Origin of the sequence: Actinomyces oris, assembly GCF_001937445.1 — a bacterium.
Lineage (GTDB): Bacteria > Actinomycetota > Actinomycetes > Actinomycetales > Actinomycetaceae > Actinomyces > Actinomyces acetigenes.
In genome coordinates this window covers 1-25,627 of record NZ_MSKS01000022.1, presented here as the reverse complement: position 1 = coordinate 25,627, position 25,627 = coordinate 1, and the positions used below count along the sequence as shown (strand labels likewise).

15 protein-coding genes, 2 pseudogenes and 1 CRISPR repeat array are annotated in these 25,627 nt (G+C 68.5%); of the genes and pseudogenes, 10 read left to right on the top strand and 7 right to left on the bottom strand.

The genetic code is table 11. The features are described 5' to 3' along the window. Positions 1-47: 47 nt before the first annotated feature. Positions 48-1,463, top strand: a complete 1,416-nt coding sequence (locus BKH20_RS07190) for an LssY C-terminal domain-containing protein (RefSeq protein ID WP_075390492.1) — start codon at positions 48-50, stop codon at positions 1,461-1,463. Beyond that, the gene (locus BKH20_RS07185; RefSeq protein ID WP_256277465.1) at positions 1,460-2,317 is read left to right on the top strand and encodes a hypothetical protein; all 858 of its coding nucleotides are present in this window, start codon (positions 1,460-1,462) and stop codon (positions 2,315-2,317) included. The genes BKH20_RS07190 and BKH20_RS07185 overlap by 4 nt, the downstream gene beginning before the upstream one ends. Before the next feature lie 209 nt (positions 2,318-2,526). Here the strand turns inward: BKH20_RS07185 and BKH20_RS07180 are convergent, their stop codons facing one another. Further along, the gene (locus tag BKH20_RS07180; protein WP_075390491.1) at positions 2,527-3,513 is read right to left on the bottom strand and encodes a LacI family DNA-binding transcriptional regulator; all 987 of its coding nucleotides are present in this window, start codon (positions 3,511-3,513) and stop codon (positions 2,527-2,529) included. 248 nt (positions 3,514-3,761) lie between these two features. On the opposite strand from BKH20_RS07180, the gene BKH20_RS07175 reads away from it, so the two are divergent. The 5 genes and pseudogenes from BKH20_RS07175 (at position 3,762) to efeB (ending at position 13,172) form a co-directional block, all read left to right on the top strand. Continuing rightward, a complete protein-coding gene (locus BKH20_RS07175; RefSeq protein WP_075390490.1) occupies positions 3,762-6,953 on the top strand; it encodes a glycoside hydrolase family 2 TIM barrel-domain containing protein in 3,192 nt (1,063 codons plus the stop codon). Further along, positions 6,950-8,514: pseudogene (locus BKH20_RS07170) on the top strand (MFS transporter). Before BKH20_RS07175 ends, BKH20_RS07170 begins: the two are co-directional and overlap by 4 nt. A gap of 742 nt (positions 8,515-9,256) precedes the next feature. Continuing rightward, entirely contained in the window at positions 9,257-10,195 is a 939-nt protein-coding gene (gene efeU / locus BKH20_RS07165; RefSeq protein WP_075390489.1) for an iron uptake transporter permease EfeU, read from the top strand. Between the two features lie 58 nt (positions 10,196-10,253). Continuing rightward, positions 10,254-11,582 carry an iron uptake system protein EfeO gene (gene efeO, locus BKH20_RS07160; protein WP_075390488.1) on the top strand — a complete coding sequence of 443 codons (1,329 nt, stop codon included), beginning with the start codon at positions 10,254-10,256 and terminating at the stop codon, positions 11,580-11,582. Between the two features lie 45 nt (positions 11,583-11,627). Beyond that, entirely contained in the window at positions 11,628-13,172 is a 1,545-nt protein-coding gene (gene efeB / locus BKH20_RS07155) for an iron uptake transporter deferrochelatase/peroxidase subunit (protein ID WP_081381640.1), read from the top strand. Between the two features lie 190 nt (positions 13,173-13,362). Here the strand turns inward: efeB and BKH20_RS07150 are convergent, their stop codons facing one another. Then, positions 13,363-14,610, bottom strand: coding sequence for an MFS transporter (locus BKH20_RS07150; protein ID WP_075390487.1), 1,248 nt, complete (start codon positions 14,608-14,610; stop codon positions 13,363-13,365). A 115-nt stretch (positions 14,611-14,725) separates the two neighbouring features. Here BKH20_RS07150 and BKH20_RS07145 point away from each other — a divergent pair, with 115 nt between their 5' ends. After that, positions 14,726-15,319, top strand: coding sequence for a TetR family transcriptional regulator (locus tag BKH20_RS07145; RefSeq protein WP_075390486.1), 594 nt, complete (start codon positions 14,726-14,728; stop codon positions 15,317-15,319). Between the two features lie 195 nt (positions 15,320-15,514). Then, positions 15,515-16,190: direct repeats of the CRISPR family, unit length 36 nt; unit sequence GCTGGGAATCAGTCGCCAGACCCCTTGATAGACTTC. Positions 16,191-16,239: 49 nt separating this feature from the next. Here BKH20_RS07145 and cas2 read toward each other — a convergent pair. The 3 genes from cas2 to cas9 are packed head-to-tail and all read right to left on the bottom strand — an operon-like array spanning position 16,240 to position 20,721. Beyond that, complete coding sequence (cas2, locus tag BKH20_RS07140; RefSeq protein ID WP_075390485.1) at positions 16,240-16,560, bottom strand: CRISPR-associated endonuclease Cas2; 321 nt, start codon at positions 16,558-16,560, stop codon at positions 16,240-16,242. Continuing rightward, the gene (gene cas1 / locus BKH20_RS07135) at positions 16,560-17,468 is read right to left on the bottom strand and encodes a type II CRISPR-associated endonuclease Cas1 (RefSeq protein WP_075390484.1); all 909 of its coding nucleotides are present in this window, start codon (positions 17,466-17,468) and stop codon (positions 16,560-16,562) included. The genes cas2 and cas1 overlap by 1 nt, the downstream gene beginning before the upstream one ends. A gap of 10 nt (positions 17,469-17,478) precedes the next feature. Continuing rightward, positions 17,479-20,721, bottom strand: coding sequence for a type II CRISPR RNA-guided endonuclease Cas9 (gene cas9, locus BKH20_RS07130; protein ID WP_256693070.1), 3,243 nt, complete (start codon positions 20,719-20,721; stop codon positions 17,479-17,481). Between the two features lie 482 nt (positions 20,722-21,203). On the opposite strand from cas9, the gene BKH20_RS07125 reads away from it, so the two are divergent. Then, positions 21,204-22,619 (top strand): M20 family metallopeptidase, encoded by a 1,416-nt coding sequence (locus tag BKH20_RS07125; protein WP_075390482.1) that lies wholly within the window; start codon positions 21,204-21,206, stop codon positions 22,617-22,619. 51 nt (positions 22,620-22,670) lie between these two features. Here BKH20_RS07125 and BKH20_RS07120 read toward each other — a convergent pair whose 3' ends face one another. Together BKH20_RS07120 and BKH20_RS07115 are read right to left on the bottom strand one after the other, a co-directional pair. Continuing rightward, complete coding sequence (locus BKH20_RS07120) at positions 22,671-23,882, bottom strand: diacylglycerol/lipid kinase family protein (RefSeq protein WP_075390481.1); 1,212 nt, start codon at positions 23,880-23,882, stop codon at positions 22,671-22,673. 122 nt (positions 23,883-24,004) lie between these two features. Beyond that, positions 24,005-24,937 carry a LysR substrate-binding domain-containing protein gene (locus BKH20_RS07115; protein WP_070662589.1) on the bottom strand — a complete coding sequence of 311 codons (933 nt, stop codon included), beginning with the start codon at positions 24,935-24,937 and terminating at the stop codon, positions 24,005-24,007. Between the two features lie 560 nt (positions 24,938-25,497). Here BKH20_RS07115 and BKH20_RS07110 point away from each other — a divergent pair. Next, positions 25,498-25,627 (top strand): annotated as a pseudogene (locus BKH20_RS07110) (serine--tRNA ligase); the annotation flags it as partial.

The window sequence follows — 25,627 nt, the reverse complement described above, 5'->3', positions numbered from 1 at the left end:
ACGCGCAGTCGGCTCCCGGCGTGCCTCGACTTCGGTAACGTGCTGTCATGACGTCATCCGAGGTGACTCGCCCCCGTCCGACGGCGCCGCCCGTCTACCGGGACGGCCCGTCCAAGATGTCGGAGGTCGACGCCCGCTCCTGGAGCGTCGACGACGTCCTCGACGCCGTCTTCTTCGCCATCGCCGCCGTCGCCACGCTGTGGCTGGCCTGGTTGCTCATCGGCTCAGGCTGGCACCTCAATGCGGTGCTCGTGGTCAACTCCCTGCTGTTCTGGGCGGTCCTGGCCTACCTCGCCCTGCCGCGCCTCCACCAGGTCCTCACCTGGCTCTACGTCCCCGACTACTTCATCGGCCGCACCCGCACCCCCGACGGGCTCCTGGGCGACCCCGTCAACCTCGCCGTCAAGGGCGACGAGGAGGATATTCACGAGGCGATGATCGCGGCCGGCTGGGTGCGCGCCGACCCCATCACCCTGCGTTCCTCCTGGCGCATCATCGTCTCCTCGCTGCTGCGCCGCTCCTACCCGGCCGCCCCCGTCTCCAACCTCATGCTCTTCGGACGCAAGCAGAGCTTCGCCTACCAGAAGGAGGTCGAGGGCAACCCCGCCCAGCGCCACCACGTCCGCTTCTGGTACTGCCCGCCCGGCTGGTCGCTGCCCGGCGGCGGGCACGTGGACTGGCTGGCTGCCGCCACCTACGACCGCGCCGTCGGCCTGAGCGTCCTCACCCTACAGGTCACCCACAAGATCGACGCCGACATCGACATTGAGCGCAACTACGTCGTCGACGACGTCCGCTGGGCCAACGAGACCGCCGAGCTCCAGATCTGGCCGGACTTCTTCACCTCCTACCACGACAAGAACGGGGGAGGGGACCGGGTGGTCACCGACGGCGCCCTCCACGTGCTCGACCTCAACGAGGTCGTCCCCGGGTCCGACGCCGGCCTCTCCCTGCAGCAGGCCCGCCTGGCCGACCTCCAAGCTCGACGGCGCCGCCCCAGCCAGCTCGTCATCGCCCTGGTGCTCATCGGGCTCATGGTGGCGGTCGAGATTCTGCGCATCGCCCGCATCGACATCACCCAGGTGCTGGAGACCGCCCCGCTCCCCGAGGAGAACCCGGGGGTGGTCACCGCCGTCGTCGCCCTCATCGCCACGGTGTCCGCCGGACTGACGATCCTGACTGCCACCCTGGGAGTGGCGGCCTGGCACGGGCACCCGCGCGGCCGCATCGCCCTCATGGCGACCCTCGTCCTGGGCATTGTCACTGACATGGGTCAGGTCTCCAGCCTTGGGGTCCGGCAGGCGACTGTCGGCCTGGTCGTCACCAGCGCGCTCCAGGTCCTGGCTCTGTTGGCGCTCTCGGCCCGGCAGGTCCACCAGTGGGAGCGCGCCCGCAAGGAGGAGCGTCTTGCCGGCCGCGCGAGCGCACGGGGTGAGCGGGTGGCAGTTAGGCTGGGTTCATGAGCGAGTACCTGGCAGGGCCGCAGGACAATGGCGCCGGCGGCGCGGAGCCGGCGAGTCTGTCCGGCCTGCGCACCAGCCACGTCAGTCATGTCGATGAGTCCCGTCCCGTCGACGGCGACCGCGAGCACGTGCGCTTCGGCATCCCCTTCAACGGGGTCCTGCCCATCTGGCACGACGACGCGACCATCACCTGGCACCGGCCCGCTGACGACACCGACCTGTCCACCGTCCTGGGCATGGGGCTGGTGGAGTCCGAGCCCGGCCCCGCTCAGGCCCCGGCCGGGTGGCAGGAGCGCGTCGAGACCGGCGTCCTCACCGACTCCGGCCGCCTCCTGCTGCTCAAGGCGGCCACGCCGTCGGGCCGCCGCGCCATCAACGACCCCGGTGATGGCGCCCCCATCCCCCTGGAGGCGCCGCTGGGCTACGCGGAGGCCATGGAGGGGGTCTTCGACATCGTCGGCTTCGGCATCCATATCGGCCGCGTCATGCTGCGCGCCGCCCGCGACGGCGGCATCATCCTGTTCACCCTGCGTGCGCCGCGCGACCCCGAGCCGCACCACATCCTGTCCGTGCCCGCACAGGTCGACGACCACGGCGTCATGAGCTTCCACCTGGGGACTTTGCAGGAGATGGAGGGCGGCGCCTGGGACTCCGCCACCCACCGGGACGGCATGGCCCTGCTCGACCTCACCATCCCCTACTCCGACCTCGTGGCCGAGGCCGGCCCCAACGGCGAGGAGGGCCTCGACGCCGACAGCGTCCTGGAGATGGCGCAGCCAGTCGTCCAGTGCATCCTCAAACCCGGCTACCCCTTCGCCCTGGGGGCCTCCATCCTCCTGCCGCAGGCCGGCTGAGCCGAGGGCGGGTCGCAGGCCGGGCTGGAGTCGGTGCTGCGGTTCGCGCCGAGGACGTACTTTCCGATCGAGGACTGCGTTGTCCTCCAGGCTACTGGGCTCTCCCCGCAGTCATCTGGGGGAGAGCGCAGTCCTGGTACCGAAAGTAAGTCCTCGATGGGGTCGGCGGCTCCCGCAGCGAGGCTGGCCGGGCCGGCGTCGCGCCGCGCTCAGGCGGCCGGCGGGGCGGTCGAGCCGCGCACGAGGAGCTCGGTGGGGATGATGACGCTGCGGCCGCCGTCCCGGATCCCGGAGCCCGCCTGCTCCAACACCAGGCTCACCATCTCGCGGCCGTGCCGCTTGAAGTCCTGACGCACGGTGGTCAGCGGCGGGAAGGTGTACTCGCCCACGGCCAGGCCGTCGAAGCCGACCACCGAGACGTCGGCGGGAACCTGCCTGCCCTGCTCGTGCATGGCTCGGATGAGTCCCAGGGCCAGCTCGTCATTGGCGCAGAAGACGGCCGTCACCTCCGGGTCCGCGGCCAGGCGCAGGCCGGCCTCATAGCCCGCCGCGGCCTCCCAGCCGCCGGCCACCGCCTCAGGGACGTTCCTGCCGGCCTCCCGCAGGGTCCTGGCCCAGGTGGCCTTGCGGATGAGGGCTGACTGGGAGTCCTCGGGTCCGTACACGTGGTGGACGGTGCGGTGCCCCAGCTCCAGAAGGTGCGTGACGGCGTTGCGCACCCCGCCGACCTGGTCGGCGCTGGCCGAGGGGTAGTAGTCCACGAGCGTGGAGTCCGAGACCGCCACCGGCATCGAGGGCGGCAGGGCCAGCTGCTCACGCCCCGCCCGCCCGGCCTGCACGACGACGAGCCCGTCGATGGCCTGGTGGGAGAGCCTGTAGACGGCCTCACGCAGCTCCTCGGAGGCGGGGTGCTCCACCTGGACGAGGTTGACGGCGTAGTCGACGGCGGTGGCGGCCTCCAGCACGCCCGCGGTGGTCAGGGCCTCCCCGGTGCGCTGGATCTGCTGGGTCAGCACGCCGATCGTCTTGAAGGAGCCGCGGCGCAGGGCCTGGGCGGCGCGGTTGGGGGAGTAGCCGAGCTGGTTCATCGCACGCAGGACCCGTTCGCGGGTGTCGGGCCGGACGTGCTCCGAGCCCGCCGCCACGCGGGACACCGTCTGAGCGGAGACTCCTGCCAGGCGGGCCACGTCGCTCATCGACGGCGCTCCCTGCGCGCCCCGGCTCTGCCCTGGCATGGCGAGAGGCTATCAGGAGCGTCAGGGGCCTCCACATCCTGACGTTGTGGTGACGTTATCACAAGGATCCTCCTCAGGGAGTGATGAACCTAGGAATTGTCGTTGATATGCCTAGCGGAGCAGGTTTCCATCTAGTATGTTAACGTCACCACGCAGGCGTCGCACCGCTGCGCGTCCTCTGTTCCCGTCAACCCCTGGGGAGCCGAACAATGATCGTTCCGAGACACTTCGAGGACCTCGATGTCCTCCACGAACACACGCTGCCGCCACGCTCCTACTACGTGCCCGCATCCCATCCCATCGCCACCAGCCCCTGGAGGCGGGAGGACTCCGACCGCTTCCACCTGCTCAGCGGCCAGTGGGCCTTCCGCTACCTGCCCAGCATCCACGAGCTGACCGAGCCCTTCTGGGAGCAGAGCGCCCCCACCGCCACGGTCGACGGCGACGAGCCGGGCCAGGCGACCCCCGCCCGCCTCCCGGAGGGCTTCACCATGATTCAGGTGCCCAGCACCTGGCAGCACCTGGGCTACGACCACCACCAGTACACCAACGTCCGCTACCCCATCCCCTTCGATCCGCCCTACGTCCCCCAGAACAACCCCTGCGGCGCCTACATCCGCGACTTCGACTACACCCCGGACCCCGCCGCCCCCAGCACCTACCTGACCTTCGAGGGCGTGGACTCCTGCTTCTACGTGTGGCTCAACGGCACCTACGTCGGCTACAGCCAGGTCTCCCACGCCTCCGCAGAGTTCGACGTCACCGAGCTCGTCCTCCCCGGCGCCAACCGCCTGGCCGTCCTGGTGCTCAAGTGGTGCGACGGCACCTACCTGGAGGACCAGGACAAGTTCCGCACCAGCGGCATCTTCCGCGACGTCTACCTCCTGAGCCGCCCGGCCGCCGTCCTGTTCGACTACGTCACCACCACCTCGCTCGGCCCGCTGGCCGGCACCGGCCTCGACGCCGCCCCGGCCACCGCCCTGGTCAGGATCCAGGGCGCCTACCGGGGCGGGGCCGTCCCTACATCCGTTGAACTCATCGACCACGACGGCGCCGTGGTGGCCGCCGGCGAGCTGGAGACCTTCGCCGGCGACGACGGCTACACCCACCGCGCCCGGCTCACCGTCGAGGCCCCCCACCTGTGGAGCGCCGAGGACCCCTACCTCTACACCCTGGTCATCACCACACCGGGTGAGGTCATCACCGACCGGGTGGGCATCCGCGAGGTCGCGGTGAGCGACGCCGTCGTGCACCTCAACGGCCGGCCCATCACCCTGCGCGGCGTCAACCGGCACGACTCCGACCCGGTCACCGGACCCGTCGTCGACCTGGAGCACATGCTGTGGGACCTGCGCCTGATGAAGGAGCACAACATCAACGCGGTGCGCAGCTCCCACTACCCCAACGACCCGCGCTTCTACCAGCTGTGCGACGAGCACGGCTTCTACGTCATGTCCGAGGCCGACAACGAGAGCCACGGCACCCAGAGCCGCTTCCTGGCCGACCCCTCCTGGGACAACCAGGTCGAGCACTGGAACGAGCCCATCGCCGACAACCCCGAGTGGACCCAGGCCACCGTCGACCGCATGAGGCTGTGCGTCCACCGCGAGAAGAACTGCCCCAGCATCATCTCCTGGTCCGCCGGCAACGAGTGCTCCTACGGCTGCACCCTCGAGGCGGCGCTCTTCTGGGCCAAGGATTTCGACCCCACGCGGCTGACCCACTACGAGAGCTCCTACTACCGGGACTCCAAGCGCCGCTACGACTACTCCTGCATCGACCTGTACAGCCGCATGTACCCGGCCATCGAGGAGATCCGCGACTACCTGGACTCCGACCCCGACAAGCCCTTCATCCTCGTGGAGTACTGCCACGCCATGGGCAACAGCCCCGGCGACCTCGAGGACTACTGGGAGATCATCCGGGCCGACGAGCGCATGTGCGGCGGCTTCGTGTGGGAGTGGTGCGATCACGCGGTCACCGCCGGGACCAGCGAGGACGGCCGGCCGATCCAGCTCTACGGCGGCGACCACGACGAGGCCGTCCACGACGGCAACTTCTGCGTCGACGGGCTCGTCTCGCCCGACCGCGTCCCCCACCCCGGCCTGGCCGAGCTCAAGAACGTCCAGCGCCCCGCCCGCGTCGTCGAGTACGACCAGGAGGAGGGCCTGCTCACCATCCACAACAACCTCGACCACACCGACCTGTCCCAGTACCTGCGCATCTCCTACGAGGTGCGCTGCGACGGCGTCGTCGTGGACCGCGAGGACCTTGACCTGGTGGAGCCCGTCCCACCGCACACGAGCGTCATGCTGCGCTGCGAACCGAAGGTCCCGCCCACCGGGCGCTGCCACCTGCTGGTCACCTACCGGCTCGCCCGCCCCGACACGCTGCGGGCCGCCGGCCACATCCTGGGCTTCGACGAGATCGCCCTGCGCAACGCCGACAGACGCCACCGGTGGGTCGCCGCGCTCGCCGACCGCCCCATCGGCGAGACCCGCCTGCCGGTCAGGCGGGAAGGCACCCGGATCGAGGTCGACAGTGACGGGCTCAGCTGTGCCATCGACACGCGCACCGGCCTGCCCGTGTCCCTGTCCTCGGAGGGCCGCGAGCTCCTTCAGCGCCCGGTGGAGCTCAACATCTGGCGGGCACCCACCGACAACGACCGCCACGCGCGCCTGGAGTGGGAGCGCGCCCACTACCACCAGGCCGTGGCCCGCGCCTACGGCGTCGAGGTCGACGAGGAACCCGGGTGCGTCACCGTCAGTGCCGACGTCGGCCTCGTGGCGCCCTCGGTCCAGCCGGCCCTGCGCGGACGGCTCATCTGGACCCTCACCGACGACGGCGTCCTGAGCCTGAGCCTGCGACTGCGCCGGACGCTGGGCTTCCCCAGCCTGCCGCGCCTGGGACTGCGCCTCTTCCTGCCCGAGTCCATGAGCCAAGTCGACTACTACGGCCTGGGCCCGCAGGAGAGCTACATCGACAAGCACCGCGCCAGCTACCACGGGGCCTTCAGCGCCGACGTCGTCGACCTCCACGAGGACTACATCAGGCCCCAGGAGAACGGCAGCCACGCCGACTGCAACAAGGTCCTCCTCTCCGGAGGCGGGCTGAGCCTGGCGGCCGTCGGGCCGACCCCCTTCTCCTTCAACGCCTCCCGCTACACGCAGGAGGAGCTGGCCGCGCGGCGCCGCAACACCGAGCTGACGCCGTCGGGCAGCACCGTCCTGTGCCTGGACGCCGCCATAGCCGGCATCGGATCCAACAGCTGCGGGCCCGCCCTGCGGCCCCGCTACCAGGTCGACAGCCAGGAGCTGGGGATGGAGCTCCATCTCCTGCTCAACCCCCTCATCACCCACACCAGCACTCACACCAGCACTCACAATGAGGTGAAGCCATGAGCAGCGACTCCGCCGGCAAGAAGGTCGGCGCCCCCACCGCAGGAAGCGGGCTGGAGGCGGCCAGCGAGAGGAAGTACCTGAAGTGGTACAACAAGGTGGGCTACGGGTCGGGCGACGTCGCCGGCAACGTCGTCTACGTCCTGCTGTCTGCCTTCGTCATGATCTACCTGACGGACACCGCCGGGCTGAATGCGGGCGTCGTCGGCACGCTCATGATGGTCTCCCGGCTCTTCGACGGATTCTCCGACATCATCTTCGGGGCGCTGCTGGACCGCACCAACACGCGGTTGGGCAAGGCCCGCCCGTGGATGCTGGGGGATTCGTGGGCTGTGCCGCCATGCTCATCGCGATCTTCGCGATCCCCACGAGCCTGGGGGACACCGCCAAGTACGCCTGGTTCTTCATCGCCTACACGCTGCTCAACGCGGTCTTCTTCACGGCCAACAACATCGCCTACTCCTCGCTGACCGCCCTCATCACCCGCAACGGGGCTGAGCGCGTGCAGATGGGCTCCATCCGCTTCATGTTCGCCTTCGGGACGAACCTGCTCATCCAGAGCATCACCGTCGGCGGTGTGGCCCTGTTCGGCGGCGGCGCCGTCGGCTGGCGGACGATGGCGATCCTCTACGCGCTGCTCGGCCTGGCGGTCAACACGCTCTCGGTGTTCTCGGTCAAGGAGCTGCCGCCCGAGGAGCTGGTGGGTGAGGAGGAGCTCCAGGAGGACAAGCTCTCGGTGGCGGAGTCGGCCAAGATGCTGGTGTCCAACAAGTACTACCTCATCATCCTCATCGTCTTCCTGCTCACCCAGATCTTCACGGCGATGCTCAACATGGGCATCTACTTCATGAAGTACGTCCTGGGCGACGCGGACCTGCTGAAGACCTTCGCCTGGTCCATCAACATCCCGCTCATGATCGGGCTCCTCATCACACCGCTGGTAGTGAGCCGCTTCGGGAGCATGTACCGAATCAACATCATCGGCTACGTCATCGCGACCCTGGGGCGGCTCGGGGTGCTCGTGGCCGCCTACATGAACAGCCTCCCGCTCATGCTGATCCTCTCCGGGGTCGCGGCCCTGGGTATGAGCTCGTTGCAGGGCACGCTCAACGCCCTCATCGCCGAGGCCTCGGAGCACACCTGGCTGCGCACCGGCAAGCGCATCGACGGACTCATGTTCTCCTGCACGTCGCTCGGCGTGAAGGTCGGCGGCGGGCTCGGCACGGCCCTGTCCGGGTGGCTGCTGGCCGCCTCCGGCTACGACGGGGACCTCAAGGTCCAGCCGGAGTCCGCCATCCAGATGATCTACATCATGTACGTGTGGCTGCCGCTCGCGGCCAACGCCCTCATCCTCGTCCTGCTCATGCGGCTCGACGTCGAGAAGGTCAACACCCGGCTCAAGGAGGAGGCCGACGCGCGGGCCGAGGTGGAGGTCGGCGTCGGGGCGAGCGGCGGGGGCTCCGTGACTGCTGGGCGGACCAGTGACATCGTCGGTGGTGGCGACGCCATCGGGAGCCCGGATGGCACGGCGGGCACCTCGGAGAGCGAGGACTCGATGAGCTGAGGCTGCGCGAGCGGCTTGACTCACGGGTGGGGGCGGGGCTGAGGCGACATGGACGGCGCTCCTCGCCCCCGCCCGCGTGCAGTAAGCAGGCCCGTAGGCGGCTCGGGCGGGCCGGAGCGGTGGCTGCGGTTCGCGCCCGGGACTTACTTTCCGATCGAGGACTGCGTTTTCCTCCAGGCTACTGGGGTCTCCCCGCAGTCATATGGGGGAGAACGCAGTCCTGGTGGCGAAAGTAAGTCCTCGATGGGGTCGGCGGCTCCCGCAATGGGGGTCGACGGCTCCCGCAATGGGGGTCGACGGCTCCCGCAGCGCGGGTGGTAGCTGGGCCACGACGGGCTCTTGCGCCACCTGAACGACCTGACCCGCCTCCGCCGTCCCCTTCGGCGCCATCCAAGAGCGCCGCGGCGTCGTTGGTCCGGTACCGGCCTGAGCCTCTTCGAGCCGGCCTACTCCACGAGGCTCGGGAGGCACTGGCCAGGGGTTGTGCATACTGCACGAACGCCCGCACCTCGCGGAGTACACCCGACCCTCCTCCAGTAGCCCCCGGCCCTCGTGCAGTACTCGTCGCCAGGCGTCCCCGACCGGGCAAGCGCCCCGGGACGGTGCGGGCCGGTGTGACCGGCGAAACTGGGCTTCATCCCACACGAACGCGATATACGTGACGCTTTGGTAGCGAGAACATCTAAGGCTAGGCTTGCCTCGACCATCGTGACCTGAGACTGATTCGTGACTTGGAGGTCGAGTGTTCGCCAACCTGCTCATCGCCCTGAGGGAAGGCCTGGAGGCGGCGCTTGTTGTCAGCATCATCGTCGCCTACCTCGTCAAGGCCGACCGCCGCGACGCCCTGCCCAAGCTGTGGCTGGGGGTCGGGCTGGCGGCGCTGATCCCGCTGGTCGCCGGCGCCATCATGATCTGGGGCCCCAAGACCCTCACCTTCCAGGCTCAGGAGATCCTCGGCGGCACCCTGTCCTTCGTCGCCGTCGGCATGGTGACCTGGATGATCTTCTGGATGGGGAAGAACGCCCGGGAGCTCAAGGGCGAGCTGGAGGGATCACTGTCCAAGTCTCTCTCCGCGGGCAGCTCCGGCTGGGGCGTCGTCTGGATCGCCGTCGTCGCCGTCGGGCGCGAGGGAGTGGAGACCGCCCTGTTCGTCTGGGCCACCGTGCGCTCCAGCATCGAGACCTCCACCGTGCAGGCGACAGTGGGCGTCATCGCGGGACTGGCCATCGCCATTGTGCTGGGCGTCCTCATCTACCAGGGCGCGGTGCGCATCAACCTGCGCGTCTTCTTCGCCGTGACCGGCTACTTCCTCGTTGTCGTCGCCGCCGGCATCGTCGCCTACGGCTTCGGGGACCTCCAGGAGGCCGGCCTCCTGCCGGGCATCATGAGCCACGCCTGGGACCTGTCCCTCTACCTGCCCGACGGCGCCTCGCCCTTCCACTGGCTCTACGTGCTGCTCCAGGCCATGTTCCAGCTCAACCTCCAGCCCACTGTCCTGCAGGTCGTGGGCTGGTGGGTCTACATCGTCCCGACTCTGGTCCTCCTCACCCTCCAGATCACGGGCCGATGGCCCTCGCCCGCACGCGCAGTCGCCGCCCCGGCCACCCCGGCCACCCCGGCCGCCGCGAGCGCTGACGAGTCCGACGCCGAGGAGCCAGCCGACGCCGTCGCGGCCTCCTGACCACCCCGACCACCCTCCCCGCCCCTTGTTCACGCCGCCCCCTTACAAAGGAAAGACCATGCTCACCATCAAGCGACGCAACGTGCTCACCCTGCTCCCCCTGACCGCCATGGGCCTGGGCCTGGCCGCCTGCGCCGACAACCCCAAGAACGCCAAGGGCGGCGCCTCCGGCTCCGGGGCGGCCCAGGAGATCACGGTGACCCTCACTGACGACGCCTGCAAGCTCTCCTCCACCTCCTTCCCCTCGGGCGTGGTCACCTTCACCATCACCAACTCCGGCTCAGTGGCCAACGAGCTGGAGATCCTCACTGAGGACAAGCTCCAGATCGTCTCCGAGCAGGAGAACATCGGCCCCGGCACCACCACGAGGCTCACCACCTCCCTCAAGGAGGGCACCTACTACGCCGCCTGCAAGCCCAACATGGTCGGCGAGCTCAAGGGCGTCACCGAGCTGAAGATCACCAAGGGCGCCGCCGTCGACATCAGCGCCGACGAGACCAAGGCGCGCGAGGCCGCCGTCACCAACTACACCGCCTACGTGCGCGACCAGACCGGCCAGCTCCTCACCGCCACCCAGGGCTTCGTCACCGCCTACACCTCCGGCGACACCGACACCGCCAAGAGCCTCTACCCGCTGGCGCGCCAGTACTACGAGCGCATCGAGCCCACCGCCGAGTCCTTCGGCCTCAAGGAGGCCGGCGACCTCGACGCCGCCCTGGACACCCGCGTCCAGGACCTCGCCTCCGGCGCCGGCAAGGCCGTCACGGACAAGGACGTCCTCGCCGGATGGACCGGATGGCACCGCATCGAGGCCGACCTGTGGGCCCAGGACTCCTCCAGCCCCTTCAAGTTCGCCGACGACGCCGCCCGCAAGAAGGTCGCCGACCAGCTCAACGCCGACACCAAGTCGCTCTACGACCTCGTCTACGGGAACATCACCGGTGCCAGCGGGAAGAAGTTCGAGCTCGGGCTCGAGGACGTCGCCAACGGCGCCTCCAGCCTCCTGGAGGAGGTCGCCAGCTCCAAGATCGTCGGTGAGGAGGAGACCTTCTCCCACACCGACCTCTACGACTTCCAGGCCAATGTCGAGGGCGCCAAGGTCGCCTACGGCAACGTCGAGGAGCTCATGAAGAAGAAGGACGCCAAGCTCGCCGAGAAGATCACCACCCAGTTCACGGCGGTCGAGAAGCTCATCGCGAACCATGCCTCCGGGAAGGCCTCCAACGGCCAGCCCACCTACGTGGACTACTCCACCATCGCCTCGGTCCAGAAGGACGCCGGCGAGACCCCGGACAAGAACGCCTACACCGACGTGCAGCGCAAGTTCTCCGACGCCGTCAACGCCTTGAGCGAGTCGCTGTCCAAGGTCGCTGGAACCGTCCTCTGAGGCGGCGGCACCAGAGCAACCCGGACACCCCGGAAGGAGACAGCAGTGAGTGGCAAGCCGGCCCACGAGTCGGACACCTCCCCGGTCGCCGATGACGCGACCCAGGACGAGACCCAGGACGAGACCGTGCAGGAGCAGCAGGAGTCGCAGGCCCCGACGTCGGAGGGCCCGGGTGAGGGCTCCTCGGCCTCCGACGCGGCGGAGCAGCCCGAGGAGGCGAGCGCCTCCGACGAGGCTGACCAGCCGGAGAAGGCCGACAAGCCGGATGAGGCCGGGACGCCCGGATCGGCCGGGAAACCCAGCGCCAAGGGCACCAGCCGCCGCGCCATGTTCACCGGCGCGGGCCTGGGCGCTGCGCTCGCGGGCCTGGCCGGTGTGGCCGGCGGCCGCGCCTGGGAGGCCTCCCACCGGTCCGAGGACGCCATCCTCACGACCTACCCCTTCCGGGGTGACCACCAGGCGGGGATCACCACCCCCGCCCAGGACAACATGTTCACCGCGGCCTTCGACGTCTCCACCACCGACGTCGAGGAGCTGAAAACCCTCCTGTCCGACTGGGCCGTGGCCGCCGAGCAGATGGCCGCCGGCGAGCTCATCGGCGGCCAGCCCAGCTCCAACAAGCAGCTGCCGCCCAAGGACACCGGCGAGGCTTGGGGCTACAAGCCCAACGGCCTGACCATCACCTTCGGCGTGGGCAAGGGGCTGTTCGTCGACGCCGACGGCAAGGACCGCTTCGGCCTGGCCGCCAAGATGCCCGCCGTCCTCAAGGAGGGTATGCCCTCCTTCGCCGGCGACCAGCTCCACGCCGCCCAGTCCGACGGTGACCTGCTCATCCAGGCCTGCTCCAACGACGCCCAGGTGTGCGTCCACGCGATCCGCAACCTCACCCGTATCGCCTTCGGGACCGCCGCGCTGCGGTGGAGCCAGGTCGGCTACGGGCGCACGTCGTCGACCTCCGTGGACCAGGAGACGCCGCGTAACCTGTTCGGCTTCAAGGACGGCACCAACAACATCAAGGCCGAGGACTCCTCCGACCAGCTCAACAAGCACCTGTGGGTCCAGAAGGGCGACGACGCCGCAGCCGAGTGGATGACGGGCGGCACCTACTACGTGGCCCGGCGCATCCGCATGCTCGCCGAGATCTGGGACCGCCTGCGGCTCATCGAGCAGGAGCAGACCATGGGGCGCGACAAGCGCTACGGGGCGCCGCTGAGCATCGCCAACCCCACCAAGGCCTCCGAGGAGTTCACGGCCGTGGACTACAAGGCCAAGGACGACAAGGGTGAGACGCTCGTGCCGGCCGACGCGCATATCGCCGTCGTCTCACCGGAGCAGAACCAGGGGCGCCGGATGCTGCGCCGCGGCTACAACTACACCGACGGCTCCGACTCCCTGGGGCTGCTGCAGACCGGCCTGTTCTTCATCGCCTTCGTGCGTGACCCGCGCACGAACTTCTACCCGATCCTGGACCGCATGACCAAGAGCGACGCCCTCCAGGAGTACCTCAAGCACGAGGCCTCGGCGCTGTTCGCGATCCCCCCGGGCATCAAGGAGGGTGACACCATGGTGGCCGCCTCGCTGTTCAGCTGAGGACGGGGTAAGGCGGCTCGGGCGGGCCGCAGTGGTGACTGCGGTTCGCGCCCGGAACGTACTTTCCGACCGAGGACTGCGTTTTCCTGCAGGCTACTGGGGTCTCCCCGTCGCCATCTGGGGGACAGCGCAGTCCTGGTGGCGAAAGTAAGTCCTCGATGGGGGCGGTGGCTCCCTCGGTCGGTTCGCGTCAGTGGTCGGTGTCGGCCAGTGCCTTGAAACCGGTGATCGCGGCCAGCGCCACGGCCAGGATCCCGGTCAGCGTCAGAGCCAGCGTCCGGAAGGTGGACGACGACGTCGCCAGGAGTGGGCCGGCACTCGTGCCGACGAACAGGATGAATCCGTTGAGCGCCATGCCGCTGCCGCGGTTGGGGGCGGATACCTGCCCGTAGAGGCTGATCATCGCTGGCGCGGCTAACGCGACCCCAGCGACGTACACGACGCTGCAGACCACCAGGCCCACCAGGCTCTGCGCCAGCAGTGCCTCACCGAGCATGCCCAATGCCGATACCCCGAAGCCGAGCTGGGCCGTCCGGGACCAGGACCACCTCGCGGCGAGCCGACCTGCTACGAGACTGAGGAACATGGCTGGTAGGGCTGCCAGGCGGATGAGGATGATGGACGTGGGACGCAGGCCCAGCGTCTCCAGGTGACCGCCGATCCCCGTGTACATGGCCACGAACACCATGAGCAGCGTGACGTGCGCCAGGCTGAGCGCCAGAACCGCGGGCCTGAGCGCGAGCCGCCCCAGTGATGCGAACTGTCCCCGCAGGGAGGAGCCCGAGGGGCCGGAGGCGGGAGCGGCGTCGTGCACAACGCCGAGGACGACCGCCAGGGCCACAGCCAGCAGTCCACCGCACAGGGGGAAGAACCACCGCCACCCCAGGTGCAGCGCAACCAGTGAGGCCAGGACCTGGCCGACGATGCCCGCCACGAGGAACGACGTCGACATCGCCCCGATCCCCCCGGCCCGCCTGGGCGGCTCCAGGGCCTCGGACAGGTAGGCCAGGGCCACGGGCGCGAAGCCGGAGGCGCTCAGGCCCTGGATAGCGCGCAGGGCTGCGAGGACTGGGAGCGATGGCGCCAGGGCGCAGCAGACGGTGGAGACGATGAGGATCCCGAGAGCCAGCGCCATGATCCTCCGTCTGCCGTAGTGGTCGGAGACCGGCCCCCAGATGAGGAAGCCCGCGGCGTAGGTGAGGCTGAAGGCCGTCGACAGGGCGACGGTGGCATTGCCGTGGAGGTCGACCGAGATCGGGGTGAGCAAGGGGATGGCGGCGTACAGCTGGGTCAGAACGAGCAGCGCGGTGACCACGAGGGTCACGGTGGCACTGCTGCCGGCGGGGTAGGTGGGAGAGGCTGACCGAGTCGTCAACTGTGTGGGTGACTCGGAGTGGGTGACGTCGGGATGCAGATCGGACCGGTGTGCGCGAGACATGAGAACCCCTTTCCAACGTAAGCGTTGGAAATGACCCTAGTAGACTGGAGGAGTAGTTTCAACGGTAGCGTTGGAGTTTGTCGCCGGCGCTCGCGGACACGGGAGACGGGGTGCCATGGCCTGGGACACCGAGGGGACCAAGCGCAAGATCAAGGATGCCGCCACAGTCGAGTTCACCCGCCGTGGGCCCGCTGGGACCACCGTCGAGCGGATCGCGAAGCGGGCGGGGATCAACAAGGAGCGCGTCTACAACTACTTCGGCTCCAAGGACCGCCTGTTCTCCGCGGTCCTGCGCGACGAGCTGACCAGGGTGGCGGAGGCCGTACCGCCCGCCTTCGACGAGGGTGAGGATGCGGGGGACTACGCCGGGCGCCTCTACGACTACCACCGGCAACGCCCCGAGCTCATCCGGCTCCTGTGCTGGGAGGCTCTCGCCTTCGACGACGAGGTACCCGAGGAGGAGCTGCGGCGCGAGCACTACCAGCGCAAGATCGCCGGGGTGCGCAGCGGTCAGGACTCCGGCGTCCTGACCGGGGACGTCGACCCCGGGGCGCTCATGCTCATGCTTATGTCGCTGACCGGCTGGTGGTCCACCGTGCCCCAGGTGGCGCGGATGCTGTGCGGGCCTCTCGATGACGAGGAGGTGCACATGCGTCAGCGCGCCGTTGTCGTTGACGCGGCGCGCCGGCTCGCTGCACCCCGCGACTGAGCGCGGGGAGGCCGGCTGGGCCAAGATGGAGCCATGCGCGACCTGAACGACCTGACCCGCCCCACCGTCCCCTCCCGCGCCATCCAGGAGCGCATGCTCGCTGAGACCGAGGAGCGCCGCGGCGTCGTCGGCCCGGCACCGGCCCTGCCCGACGACGCCGGAGTCCCCGCCGCCGTGCGCATATGTCACCTCGCTGCCGGGAATCAGTCGCCAGACCCCTTGATAGACTTCCCGTCATCAGCACTCGCCAAAGTCGTCAGCTGGGAATCAGTCACCAGACCCCTTGATAGACTTCTCCACTCCGGATCCCTCAGCACACCCAGGCTGGGAATCAGTCACCAGACCCCTTGATAGACTTCGGCCGTGCCCTTCCTGAGCGTTTCGAGCGCTGGGAATCAGTCACCAGACCCCTTGATAGACTTCAGAGCCTCCGCCAGGGAACGAGTACCGTGCTGGGAATCAGTCGCCAGACCCCTTGATAGACTTCGATCGCCTCGCCGCCAGACAAGGCCAGCGCTGGGAATCAGTCGCCAGACCCCTTGATAGACTTCACCGACACAGGCACCGGCTCCCTGAACGGCTGGGAATCAGTCGCCAGACCCCTTGATAGACTTCACGTCGCCGGCCACGTCCGGCACGAAGCGCTGGGAATCAGTCGCCAGACCCCTTGATAGACTTCGTCGAGACAAGCTCCACAAGACGCGTCGGCTGGGAATCAGTCGCCAGACCCCTTGATAGACTTCAGGGCGGTGAGGTGGCCCTTGAGCCCCTGCTGGGAATCAGTCGCCAGACCCCTTGATAGACTTCAGGACGATTGGCGCGAGCTCGCCGCCGAGCTGGGAATCAGTCGCCAGACCCCTTGATAGACTTCTGAAACGTCTATCAAGGGGGTCTGACCAGCGCAAACGCCTCGTCAGGGGTCAGAAGATCATGAGCTGTTGGGGCTCGGGATCAGCCTCGACGGGTTCTTCGTTGCGGAAACAGAGCGCGTGCGACCACTCGCGGTCGGTGACGTACAGGATCCGCACCTCGCCGCCGCGCGGCAGGTTGTTCCTGATCGCACTCGCCCTACGACGCTCGCCGGCCACGGTCGGGGAGTAACGGACGTAGACGCTGTACTGCGCCATCCAGAAACCCTCATCCAGAAGAAGGTGCCGGAAACGAGTCGCCTCCTTGCGCTGCTTCTTCGTCGCCACCGGCAGATCGAACATGACCACGCACCACACTGGATCATCCGCCATCAGGACTCACGCCTCGGACCGGTCCACGACGGGACATCCAAGCGGGCTCGATCCCCTTCACAGTACTGACCCAAGTGCTGAGCCAACTCCTCCAAGACGGTCGGGAGCGTAGCACCGTCGTCACGGAACGGCTGTTGGACCGCAGCAACCAGAACCTGCTTCACCTGCCGCTCAGCGGGACTCGCATCAGGATCCAGACGCAGCACAGCATCATCCACCGCAGGGCGGAAGGGCTCAATGATGTCATCCACCAGGTTGAACATATTGCCGCGTCCGTGATGGAACAGGCCGAGCGTCGGGCAGAGCCCAGCACTCACTACCGCCCGAATCCCGTGAGCGCGCAGGACCGCATAGCCATAGTTCAAGCAGCTGTTGCGGTGGTCCTCTGCCTCCGGACGCCGGAAAAAATCACCCTCGGAGGCGAATAGGCGGGACCAGTACAGGCGAGCAGCATGGGCCTCGACATTCTCCGGATCGCCCGAGCGGACCGAACGAGCCATCTCCTTGAGCCGAGCTGCCGCAGGACGATCCTTCTGAAGTAGGACAGTCGCCTGTCCCAGCACTTTCGCCCTCACCAGGCGCCCCCACGCATTCTTCCTCCGCGGCTCAGAGAGCTGCGACTGCGCCAGCTGCCTGGCGCCAACGCGACCATGCTCATGCCACGGATAGGCGGCGCCCTCGGGAACGCCCCGCCAGTCGCAGAACAGCACGACAACGTCCGCGCCCAGCAGGCGATGTACGACAGCCGTCGAGAAGCTCACGTGAGGACCTACGAGGACGACCGCCACATCGGCCGTCGGGATCCGATGCTCACCCCCGTCGTCCTGGTGGATACAGATCGCCCCACGATCCGAGGTGATGCGCCCCTCCAGCGACGAGCAGTCAATGATGCGCCAGGCTGTGTCCAATTTCGGAGCCTCACTCGAGGGTCCAGGAGACAGGGAGACCGAATCTACTGGAGTGCCGAGGGCGGCCTAGAGCATCGCGACGAACAACAGTAGGTTGTACTTTGGCCAGTACGTTAATTGCTACTCGCCATCCTTTACGGTCAACGATTTCACTCACGGCGCTGATTGGATTCCCTAATCCTTCCGCGGCAAGGATCCTTGGTTTCAATGTCAGTTTATTGTTGGCGTCATACCCACATATACGCCAACGTGTGGTGTTAGGGTAGTCTTCGAGGAAGCGCCCAATAGTGTCTTTGGTGAAGGAGTCAATGTTGATCTCCAGTTCGTCACCCACCACGACCCATCCCAGATAGGTGGCGTTGCCCGCAGCGATGGCCTGCCGAAGCTTCGGTTCGGCGCACCTCATGCTAATCGACTGGGGTAGGACGACCGCGGAGAAGAGATCCCCATGCCGATGACTTAGCAGGTCGTGAGTGAAGACGCGGAGCATCGCGTAGACAGGCTTCTTGCCCTCGATACGGTAGATGCGGGCGTGATGGATTGTTGACCCGATCTCCGCGTAACCACCACGCACCGCGATAGCCCCGAAAGGCTTCTCCTTGGCATCGTTGCCGCGCTTCTTGGAGAACAGCTTAATACGGTCGTTGGACGTCAACTCTTGTCCGTGAACTCTGATCAAACGATCCTCCCTGGCAGGAAGGCCGTTCTCGGCGTCGAAGTCCACCTCCCGGGTGAGCGCACACCACAATGCGGGGGAACTGGCTCGATCAATCTGGTTGACCGACAGGCCGTCACCGAGCCGGGGAGTGTCGTACTTCCGGATCGTGTCGTCGTGGGCGTTACCGCTACCGAGACGCAAGCGAAGGTTCTCAACGACATGCACTTCATCAGCGGCCAGGCGCTCATTAAACAGCTCCGTGAGACGAAGCATGTGGCTCCGCCACGACTCGAAGTGCTCTCGCGCCCCCACGGTCAAGCCCGTGTACTGCTTCCAGGTCTCCTCCTGGCCAGTGAGGCGCTGTGCCCAACGAAGACTTGACCGTTCCGCCAGCGTCTTGGCGGCGCTCCTCTCCATGAGGGCGACAACGCTCGCATCCACGGCGTGGTGGCGACGGTCAATGCGATCCTTGCGTCCCTTCTCACCAATCAGGTTGATACGGGAGTCGATACCCGCCGCCTTGCGGGCAGCCGCAGTGATGGCGCCACGGTAGACCATGACATCGGCGTCGGGGTAGGTGGCGGCAATACGGTGGCGAAGCTCATTGGCCATCCAAGCCACGGACTCCATACTGCGCTCATCGATCTCAGGATCCTCCTGGGTGCGCTGAAGACGAGCGATGACCTCCTTCTTAAGGCGCTTCAAATCACCAGGTGACATGCCGTCAGGGCGGTTGCGCCACCCGCGCACTCGACCGATGGCCTCCTTCACCCCGACATCAGGGATCCCGCAGGTCTGCGCCCAAACTGCGAACGGGGTGTTCGATTTCGAACGGTTGCAGCGCTCGCAGACGGCCACGAGATTCTCTCGGTGGTTATTCGATCCTGTTCCGGCCTGCGGAACGATGTGGTCCAGCTGAGAGGTGTGGTAGCCGATTGTCCCCCCACAGTACAAGCAGGCGGAGTCCTGCAATGTGATGGCGTGATGGCGCATGACGTCGCCTGGACGTACATGTCCCTCCACACCGTAGGACTGCTGAATCTCCTTGATCGCGCGTTGGTTCACCTCGTAGCGACGGTTGTTCGCCCGGTCCCGCTCCCGCGCCGCACGCTCGCTGGCGAAGCCATCTCGGACATGCTCCACCTGAATGACCTCGGGCTTGCCCCACACATTCTCGACCGCGGCGAGATACCGTGCGACGGCCTTGAGGGTCCGGTCGACGGACGGGTTGCCCACCGGGGCGCCCACAGGTTCGGCCGGAGGGGCCCATGAGTCATCGACGCCGAAGAGCTGCTTACGTGCCTCATGCAGATCGTCAGTCGTCGCCAGCATGTGGTCGCTGAGGGCCGTCAATGACTCCCGCGAATACGCCGCACGTCCGGCTGGAAGGTGGAGAGAATCGAGCTTGGCCTGGTCCTCCTCCGGCAACTTGGCAATGACCTCGGCGCACTCCGAGTCCTCAAGACCCTCGTAGAGGTAACGGACCATGGCGCCCTGCCGTTCGGCGTCGGCCTCCACCCACCAGGTCTTCAGCGCGCTGATCTTCGTCTTGCGCATGATCTGGTCGGTCACGTTGACCGGAGGCTGAGCGGCCGACCGTTCACCATCTGCGGTGAGCGTCGCGGTACCCCGCAGAGCCTGGCGGGAGACTCCCAGCTTCTCAGCCACATCAACCCAGGTCAGGTCGTCTCGTGGGTCCTCCAGGAGGAAGGCAACTACTTGGCGGCGCTCGTCCGCCGTCAGCGGCCGGTCCTTACCTTTGGCCTCACTGATGCGGAGATTGGCCACGATGGAGATGATCCGGAAGCGCTGGAACTCCGGATCGCACTTCGGCGCGCGCCGAAAGGAGCCCTGGCCGGGAAGCGGGTCGGGAGCCACGCGGGAGACGGCCGACCCGCGTGGGGACTCCGCCTTGAAAACGGCACGCAGCAGCTGCTTGCAGACATCGGGAGAGATGCCCTGACGGTCGCAGATCTTCCGGATCTCATTGGCGTTGTCGCTCTGATGCAACTTGCCGAGAATGCCCTTCGGACCGCGCATGGTGATGCGGTGGGTCAGCGCCACCTGGGCCATCGCCTGTCCGGGGGTGATGTCGTCGTCGAGAATCTCGCCTGGGCCCGTCATGATGCGCTCGCGCAGCGCCTCCATGAACGGGGAGTCCTCTGCAGGTGACAACAGCGACTCGACCTTCGAGTACGGGTTGCGCCACCCCCGATGCCGTGCGATATGGCGTACCGCCATGGAGATGGCCGGGCCACGCAGCTCCTCAGGTAGCGTCTCCTCAACCAGCTGAGCGCGCACTCTCCACACCAGGTATGGATCGGTCTGCCCGCCTAGATCTGGAATTGGGAAGCCCAGGTCGAGCAGCACCTTGTCGAGTTGCTGGAGCCGCTTGCGTCGACGCCGCAGCAGGCGTCGAGCGCGGCGGGCGACGCCGGAGATCTCCTTGCGAGTCGAGGCGGTTCTCTTCCCGTCCTCGCCGATTCCTGAGTCATGAATGAGCGACAGTGCTGAAAGGAGCTCGATGGGGGTCCCCTGGTCGTCAACCCGCAGCGTTGCGAGCCCGACGGAATGGGTGCCGACGTCGATCCCCACGCGAAGGTGGTGAGTAGGCATGAGAGATGCATACCACACTTGAACGCACTATGAGGCTGTCGTAAGAAAACTGCCCGGTCTCAATGTGAGATCGGGCAGTCAGACCGCCTTGCCAGTGGGCAAGCCGGTGGAGCATTCAACCCCGCAAGCATGGCGGGGCTTACTGGGAATCAGTCACTGCGAGTGTAGCACCATCGGAGCTGGATCCCTGGTCTTAAGAGAGTCTCGGTGTGCGAGCGCCGGAGGTGGCGGAAGAGCGCGGGGGCGAGGGGCACTCGCCCCCGGCGGCGGCTCGGGCGGGCCGCAGTGGTGACTGCGGTTCGCGCCCGGAACGTACTTTCCGACCGAGGACTGCGTTTTCCTCCAGGCTACTGGGGTCTCCCCGTCGCCATCTGGGGGACAGCGCAGTCCTGGTGGCGAAAGTAAGTCCTCGATGGGGGCGGCGGCTCCCGCGGCGGGGGCGGCTGGGCCAAGATGGAGCCATGCGCGACCTGAATGACCTGACCCGCCCCACCGTCCCCTCCGGCGCCATCCAGGAGCGCATGCTCGCTGAGACCGAGGAGCGCCGCGGCGTCGTCGGCCCGGCACCGACCCTGCCCGACGACGCCGGAGCCCCCACCGCTCTGCGCACCGCCCTGGGTGAGGTCGTCGCCGAGCTGGCCCCGCAGATCGTCGAGCTCTCCCACGACATCCACGACCACCCCGAGACCGGCTACGAGGAGCATCACGCCGTGGCCACGGTCGCCGAGCTCCTGCGCCGCCACGGCATCGAGCCCGAGGCCGGCGTCTACGGCATGGACACCGCCCTGCGCGCCGAGATCCCCGGGGCCGGCAGCACCGAGGCAGCAACCGGCGGCACCGGCGCAACCGCCGCAGACTCCGGCGAGTCGGCCGGCACCATCGCCATCCTCGCCGAGTACGACGCCCTGCCCGGCATCGGCCACGGCTGCGGCCACAACGTCATGTGCGCCAACTCCGTGGGCGCCTTCCTCGCCCTGGCCTCCCTGGCCCGCACCCGCCCCGGCGCCCTGCCCGGCCGCGTCGTCCTGCAGACCACGCCCGCCGAGGAGAACTCGACCGCCAAGGAGATCCTGGCCGTGCGCGGCATGCTCGACGGCGTCGACGCCGCCATCCAGACCCACTCCTACGCCCACGACGTCACCCACCAGACCTGGCTGGGCGTGCGCCGCCTGCGCGTCATCTTCCACGGCGTGCCGGCCCACGCCGCCTCCCAGCCCTTCATGGGTCGCAACGCCCTGGACGCCGCCACCCTGGCCCTGACCGGCATCGGCCTGCTGCGCCAGCAGATGCTCCCCATGGACCGCCTCCACGCCATCATCACCGACGGCGGCCAGGTCCCCAACATCATCCCCGAGCGCACCGAGCTGTCCATCATGGTGCGCTCCAAGTACCTCGAGACCCTCAAGGAGATCGCCGAGCGGGTCGAGGAGCTCCTCCACGGCGCCGCCCTCATGACCGGCACCGGCGTCGAGATCCTCACCTCCGAGTACTGCAACGAGGTCCCCGTCCGGGACAACGGCCCCCTGCTGACCTCCTGGGTGCGCTCCCAGCGCGAGCGCGGCCGCGACCCCCTGGCCGCCGGCGTCCTGCCCGAGACCATCGCCGCCGGCACCGACTTCGGCAACGTCTCCCAGCGCATCCCCGGCATCCACCCGCTCATCAAGGTCACCGACCGGCCCGACGTCGCCCTCCACACCCCTGCCATGACCGAGGCCGCCGGCGCCCCCACCGGGGACGCGGCCGCGCTCGACGGCGCCTACGGGCTGGCCGCAGTCGCCCTGGACTGGCTGCACGACGCCGAGCTGCGCCGGGCCGTGCGCGCCGACTTCGAGGCCAGCGGCGGGGCGATCGACGTCGCCGGCTTCTGGGAGGAGTGAGGTGGGCTCAGGCCGCCCCGGCCTCCCAGGCCGTCCCAGTCGCGTTGGCTCTCAGGCCGCCGGGCGGCGGATGAGCAGCGCCCCGGGGTCGATGCGTACCCGCATGCCCTGCGTGGGTGCCAGCAGGTCGCCGTCGACCTCCACCAGGGCCGGCGCCGAGAGCCGGACGGCCACCTCCCCTCCACGGCGCAGCATCACCCGTCCTAGAGAGCGGCCCGACTCGGAGTAGCGCGCCGCATAGGGCGGCAGCACCTGGCGCGCCAGCGAGCTCCAGCCCGCCAGGCCGGCCACCGTGTCGATGGCGGCGACGTCGAGCATGCCGTCGTCGGTGCGCGCCTGCGGCAGCAGGGTGATCCCGGCCGGCAGGCGCCCGCCGTTGGCCACCAGCAGGTTGCGGGCCCTCAGGCGCTCCACGCGCCGTGCGCCGGCCTCGTCCTGGAGGCTGAGCACCAGGTCCATGCGCGGCGAGCCCAGGTTTTCCATGGCCGCCAGCGCGTAGGCGCCCCAGCCGACCCGCGCCTTGAGGGCCGGGCGCGTGGAGGCCACCAGTCCGGCGTCGAAACCGATCCCGGCCACCACCATGCAGGCGTGCTCGTCGCCGAGTGTGGGCCGGGTCCACTGATGCGCCCTGCGGGTCGCCCTGTGGATCGTGCGCACGGCCCGGGCCGCCTCAGCCGACAGCTGCCGGGAGTCGGCCGGTGCGACCGGGGCGGGCGGGGAGTCCGGCGGGGCTGCTGCGGCTGGCCCCGTCAGGGGCGTGGAGGCCGCCCGCCCGCGGGGGGCGCCCGCCGGCGCCGGGTCGGGGACGACGTCGGGATCGGACCAGGGCTCGGTGCGCACCCAGGCCAGGTCGGCGGGAAGATCGACGCCGCGGACCACCACCTGGGCCGCCGCCCGGGCATCCCCGACCGGCACCCCAAGGTTGCGGGCCGCCAGGTTCGCCGTGCCCAGCGGGACGATACCCATCTGGGCCCCGGTGCCGGCCAGGCCGGCCGCCACCGAGCGCACCGTTCCGTCGCCGCCGGCGGCCACCACCAGCCTCGCCCCGGCCGCCAGAGCCAGGCGCGCCTGCATCGTGCCGGGCTCGGAGACGCTCGTCTCCAGCCACACGGGCCCGGCGTAGCCGGCCTCGCGCAGCTCACCCTCCAGCAGAGAGCGCACCACGGCGGTGACGCGCGGCTTGGAGGGGTTGACGACGACGCAGGCCAGTGGCCGCCCGGTGCGCGTCGTCGCCCGGGTGCCGCCGTCGGTGCCGCCCGTCATAGGGGCAGGTTAGCCGCCCTGGCGGCCTGGGTCACGGCCCGCCAGGGGGCGGCGGGCAGGAACGGGCCGAGAGGACGCGAGAGAGCGCCTGCCGCCGGCGAGGAGCGCCCCGGAGGGAGGGCTCAGGCCTTGACGGGCGAGACGGGCAGGTCGGCCTCTCTCACCAGGCGCGAGATGAGGTCGGCCAGCTGGGCGAAGTCGGCGCCGCGGGAGGAGGAGACCCGGTGCACCAGGCCCATGCGGCGCATCGGCGCCTCGTCGCCGAAACGGGCGACGCCGTACTCCGAGGAGGGGGTCAGCAGCTGGAGCGCCCCCTCGGGGATGATCGTCACGCCGGAACCGTGAGCGACCATGCGGGTCACCGTCGACAGGGTGGTGGCCACCGCGACCGGGGGGTGGGAGCCGTAGCGCTGGCACAGGGCTAGGGTCTGGTCGCGCAGGCAGTTGCCCTCGTCGAGCAGGAGGAGGGGCTGGTCGTCGAGCTCGGCGGGGCTCACGTCCGTGCGGCCGGCCCAGGGGTGGTCGGCGGCGGTGAGGACGACGAGCCGCTCGTCGAACATCGGGATCGCGGTGATGCGCTGAAGGTCGTCCTCCAAGGCGATGATGGCCGCGTCGAGGCGCCCCTGGGCGAGCTGGTCGAGGTTGTCCCCGGTGACCATCTCACGCAGGTCCAGGTCCATCTGGGGCAGGGCCTCGCGCAGGCCGTCAATGAGGACGGGGGCCAGGTAGGGCGCGATGGTGGGGATGACGCCCAGGCGCATCGTGCCGCTCAGGGCGGCGCCCTGGCTGGAGGCGGCCTCGTTGAAGGCCTCGGCGGCCAGGACGGCGTCCCGGGCGTAGGGCAGCAGGGCCTCGCCCAGGGAGGTGACCAGGACGCGGCGGGTGGTGCGCTCCACCAGCTCGCCGCCGACGCGCTTCTCCAGTGCGGTGATGGCCTGGGACAGGCTGGGCTGGCTGACTCCGAGCGCGGCGGCGGCCTCACCGAAGTGCTGGTGGTCGCACAGCGCTACGAAGGCCCTCAGCTGGGAGAAGGACGGAGATGATGTGGTCGGCATGAGTTGTGGTCCTGTGGTCGGGGCCCGCATTCATGGCGGTCGGCGAGCCTGATATGACGGAGTGGCAGAAAATCGGGGACAGACGACTAGCCGGGAGGAGCGGGGAGGGCGGTGCGGTGGGAGGTGAGGGCGAGTCTCCAACGTGGCGGCTCGGAAACACCGTCGGGAACGATAGGGCGCACCGATTGAAATGGATTCTATTCACAGGTGGATTGCGTTGGTAAGAGGGGTGTGGGTCACGTTCGCCGTTTCGAGGTGGTGCGGGTGAGGGTGAGCATGTATATATCGCGGCCTTGCGACCCCACGCCGCCGCCACCCAATCTCCTGGATCATTCCTGGATTTCAGGGCCTTGGGTGACGCTGGCGGCGGGCCGGCCGCCGGGGGGATCGACGTCGAATCCCACCCGTTCCGCCCTCGAGTGTTGGCTCCGCCACTCGTCCGTGACTTCGGGCGTCCCCGGCTCGCCCCGCCTCCGTCGCCCGTCGCGCTCGCGGCCCGGATCGGCCCGGGGCGCTGCTCGAATGCTGTCTGGGGCGCGGTCCTGACTACACTCAGGACCATGATCGACCTGCGTGCGCTTCGTGAGAACCCCGAGCCCTTCCGCGCCAGCCAGCGAGCCCGTGGTGCCGACGTCGATCTCGTCGACCGCGTCATCGCCGCCGACGAGACCCGCCGTCAGGCGCTGGCCG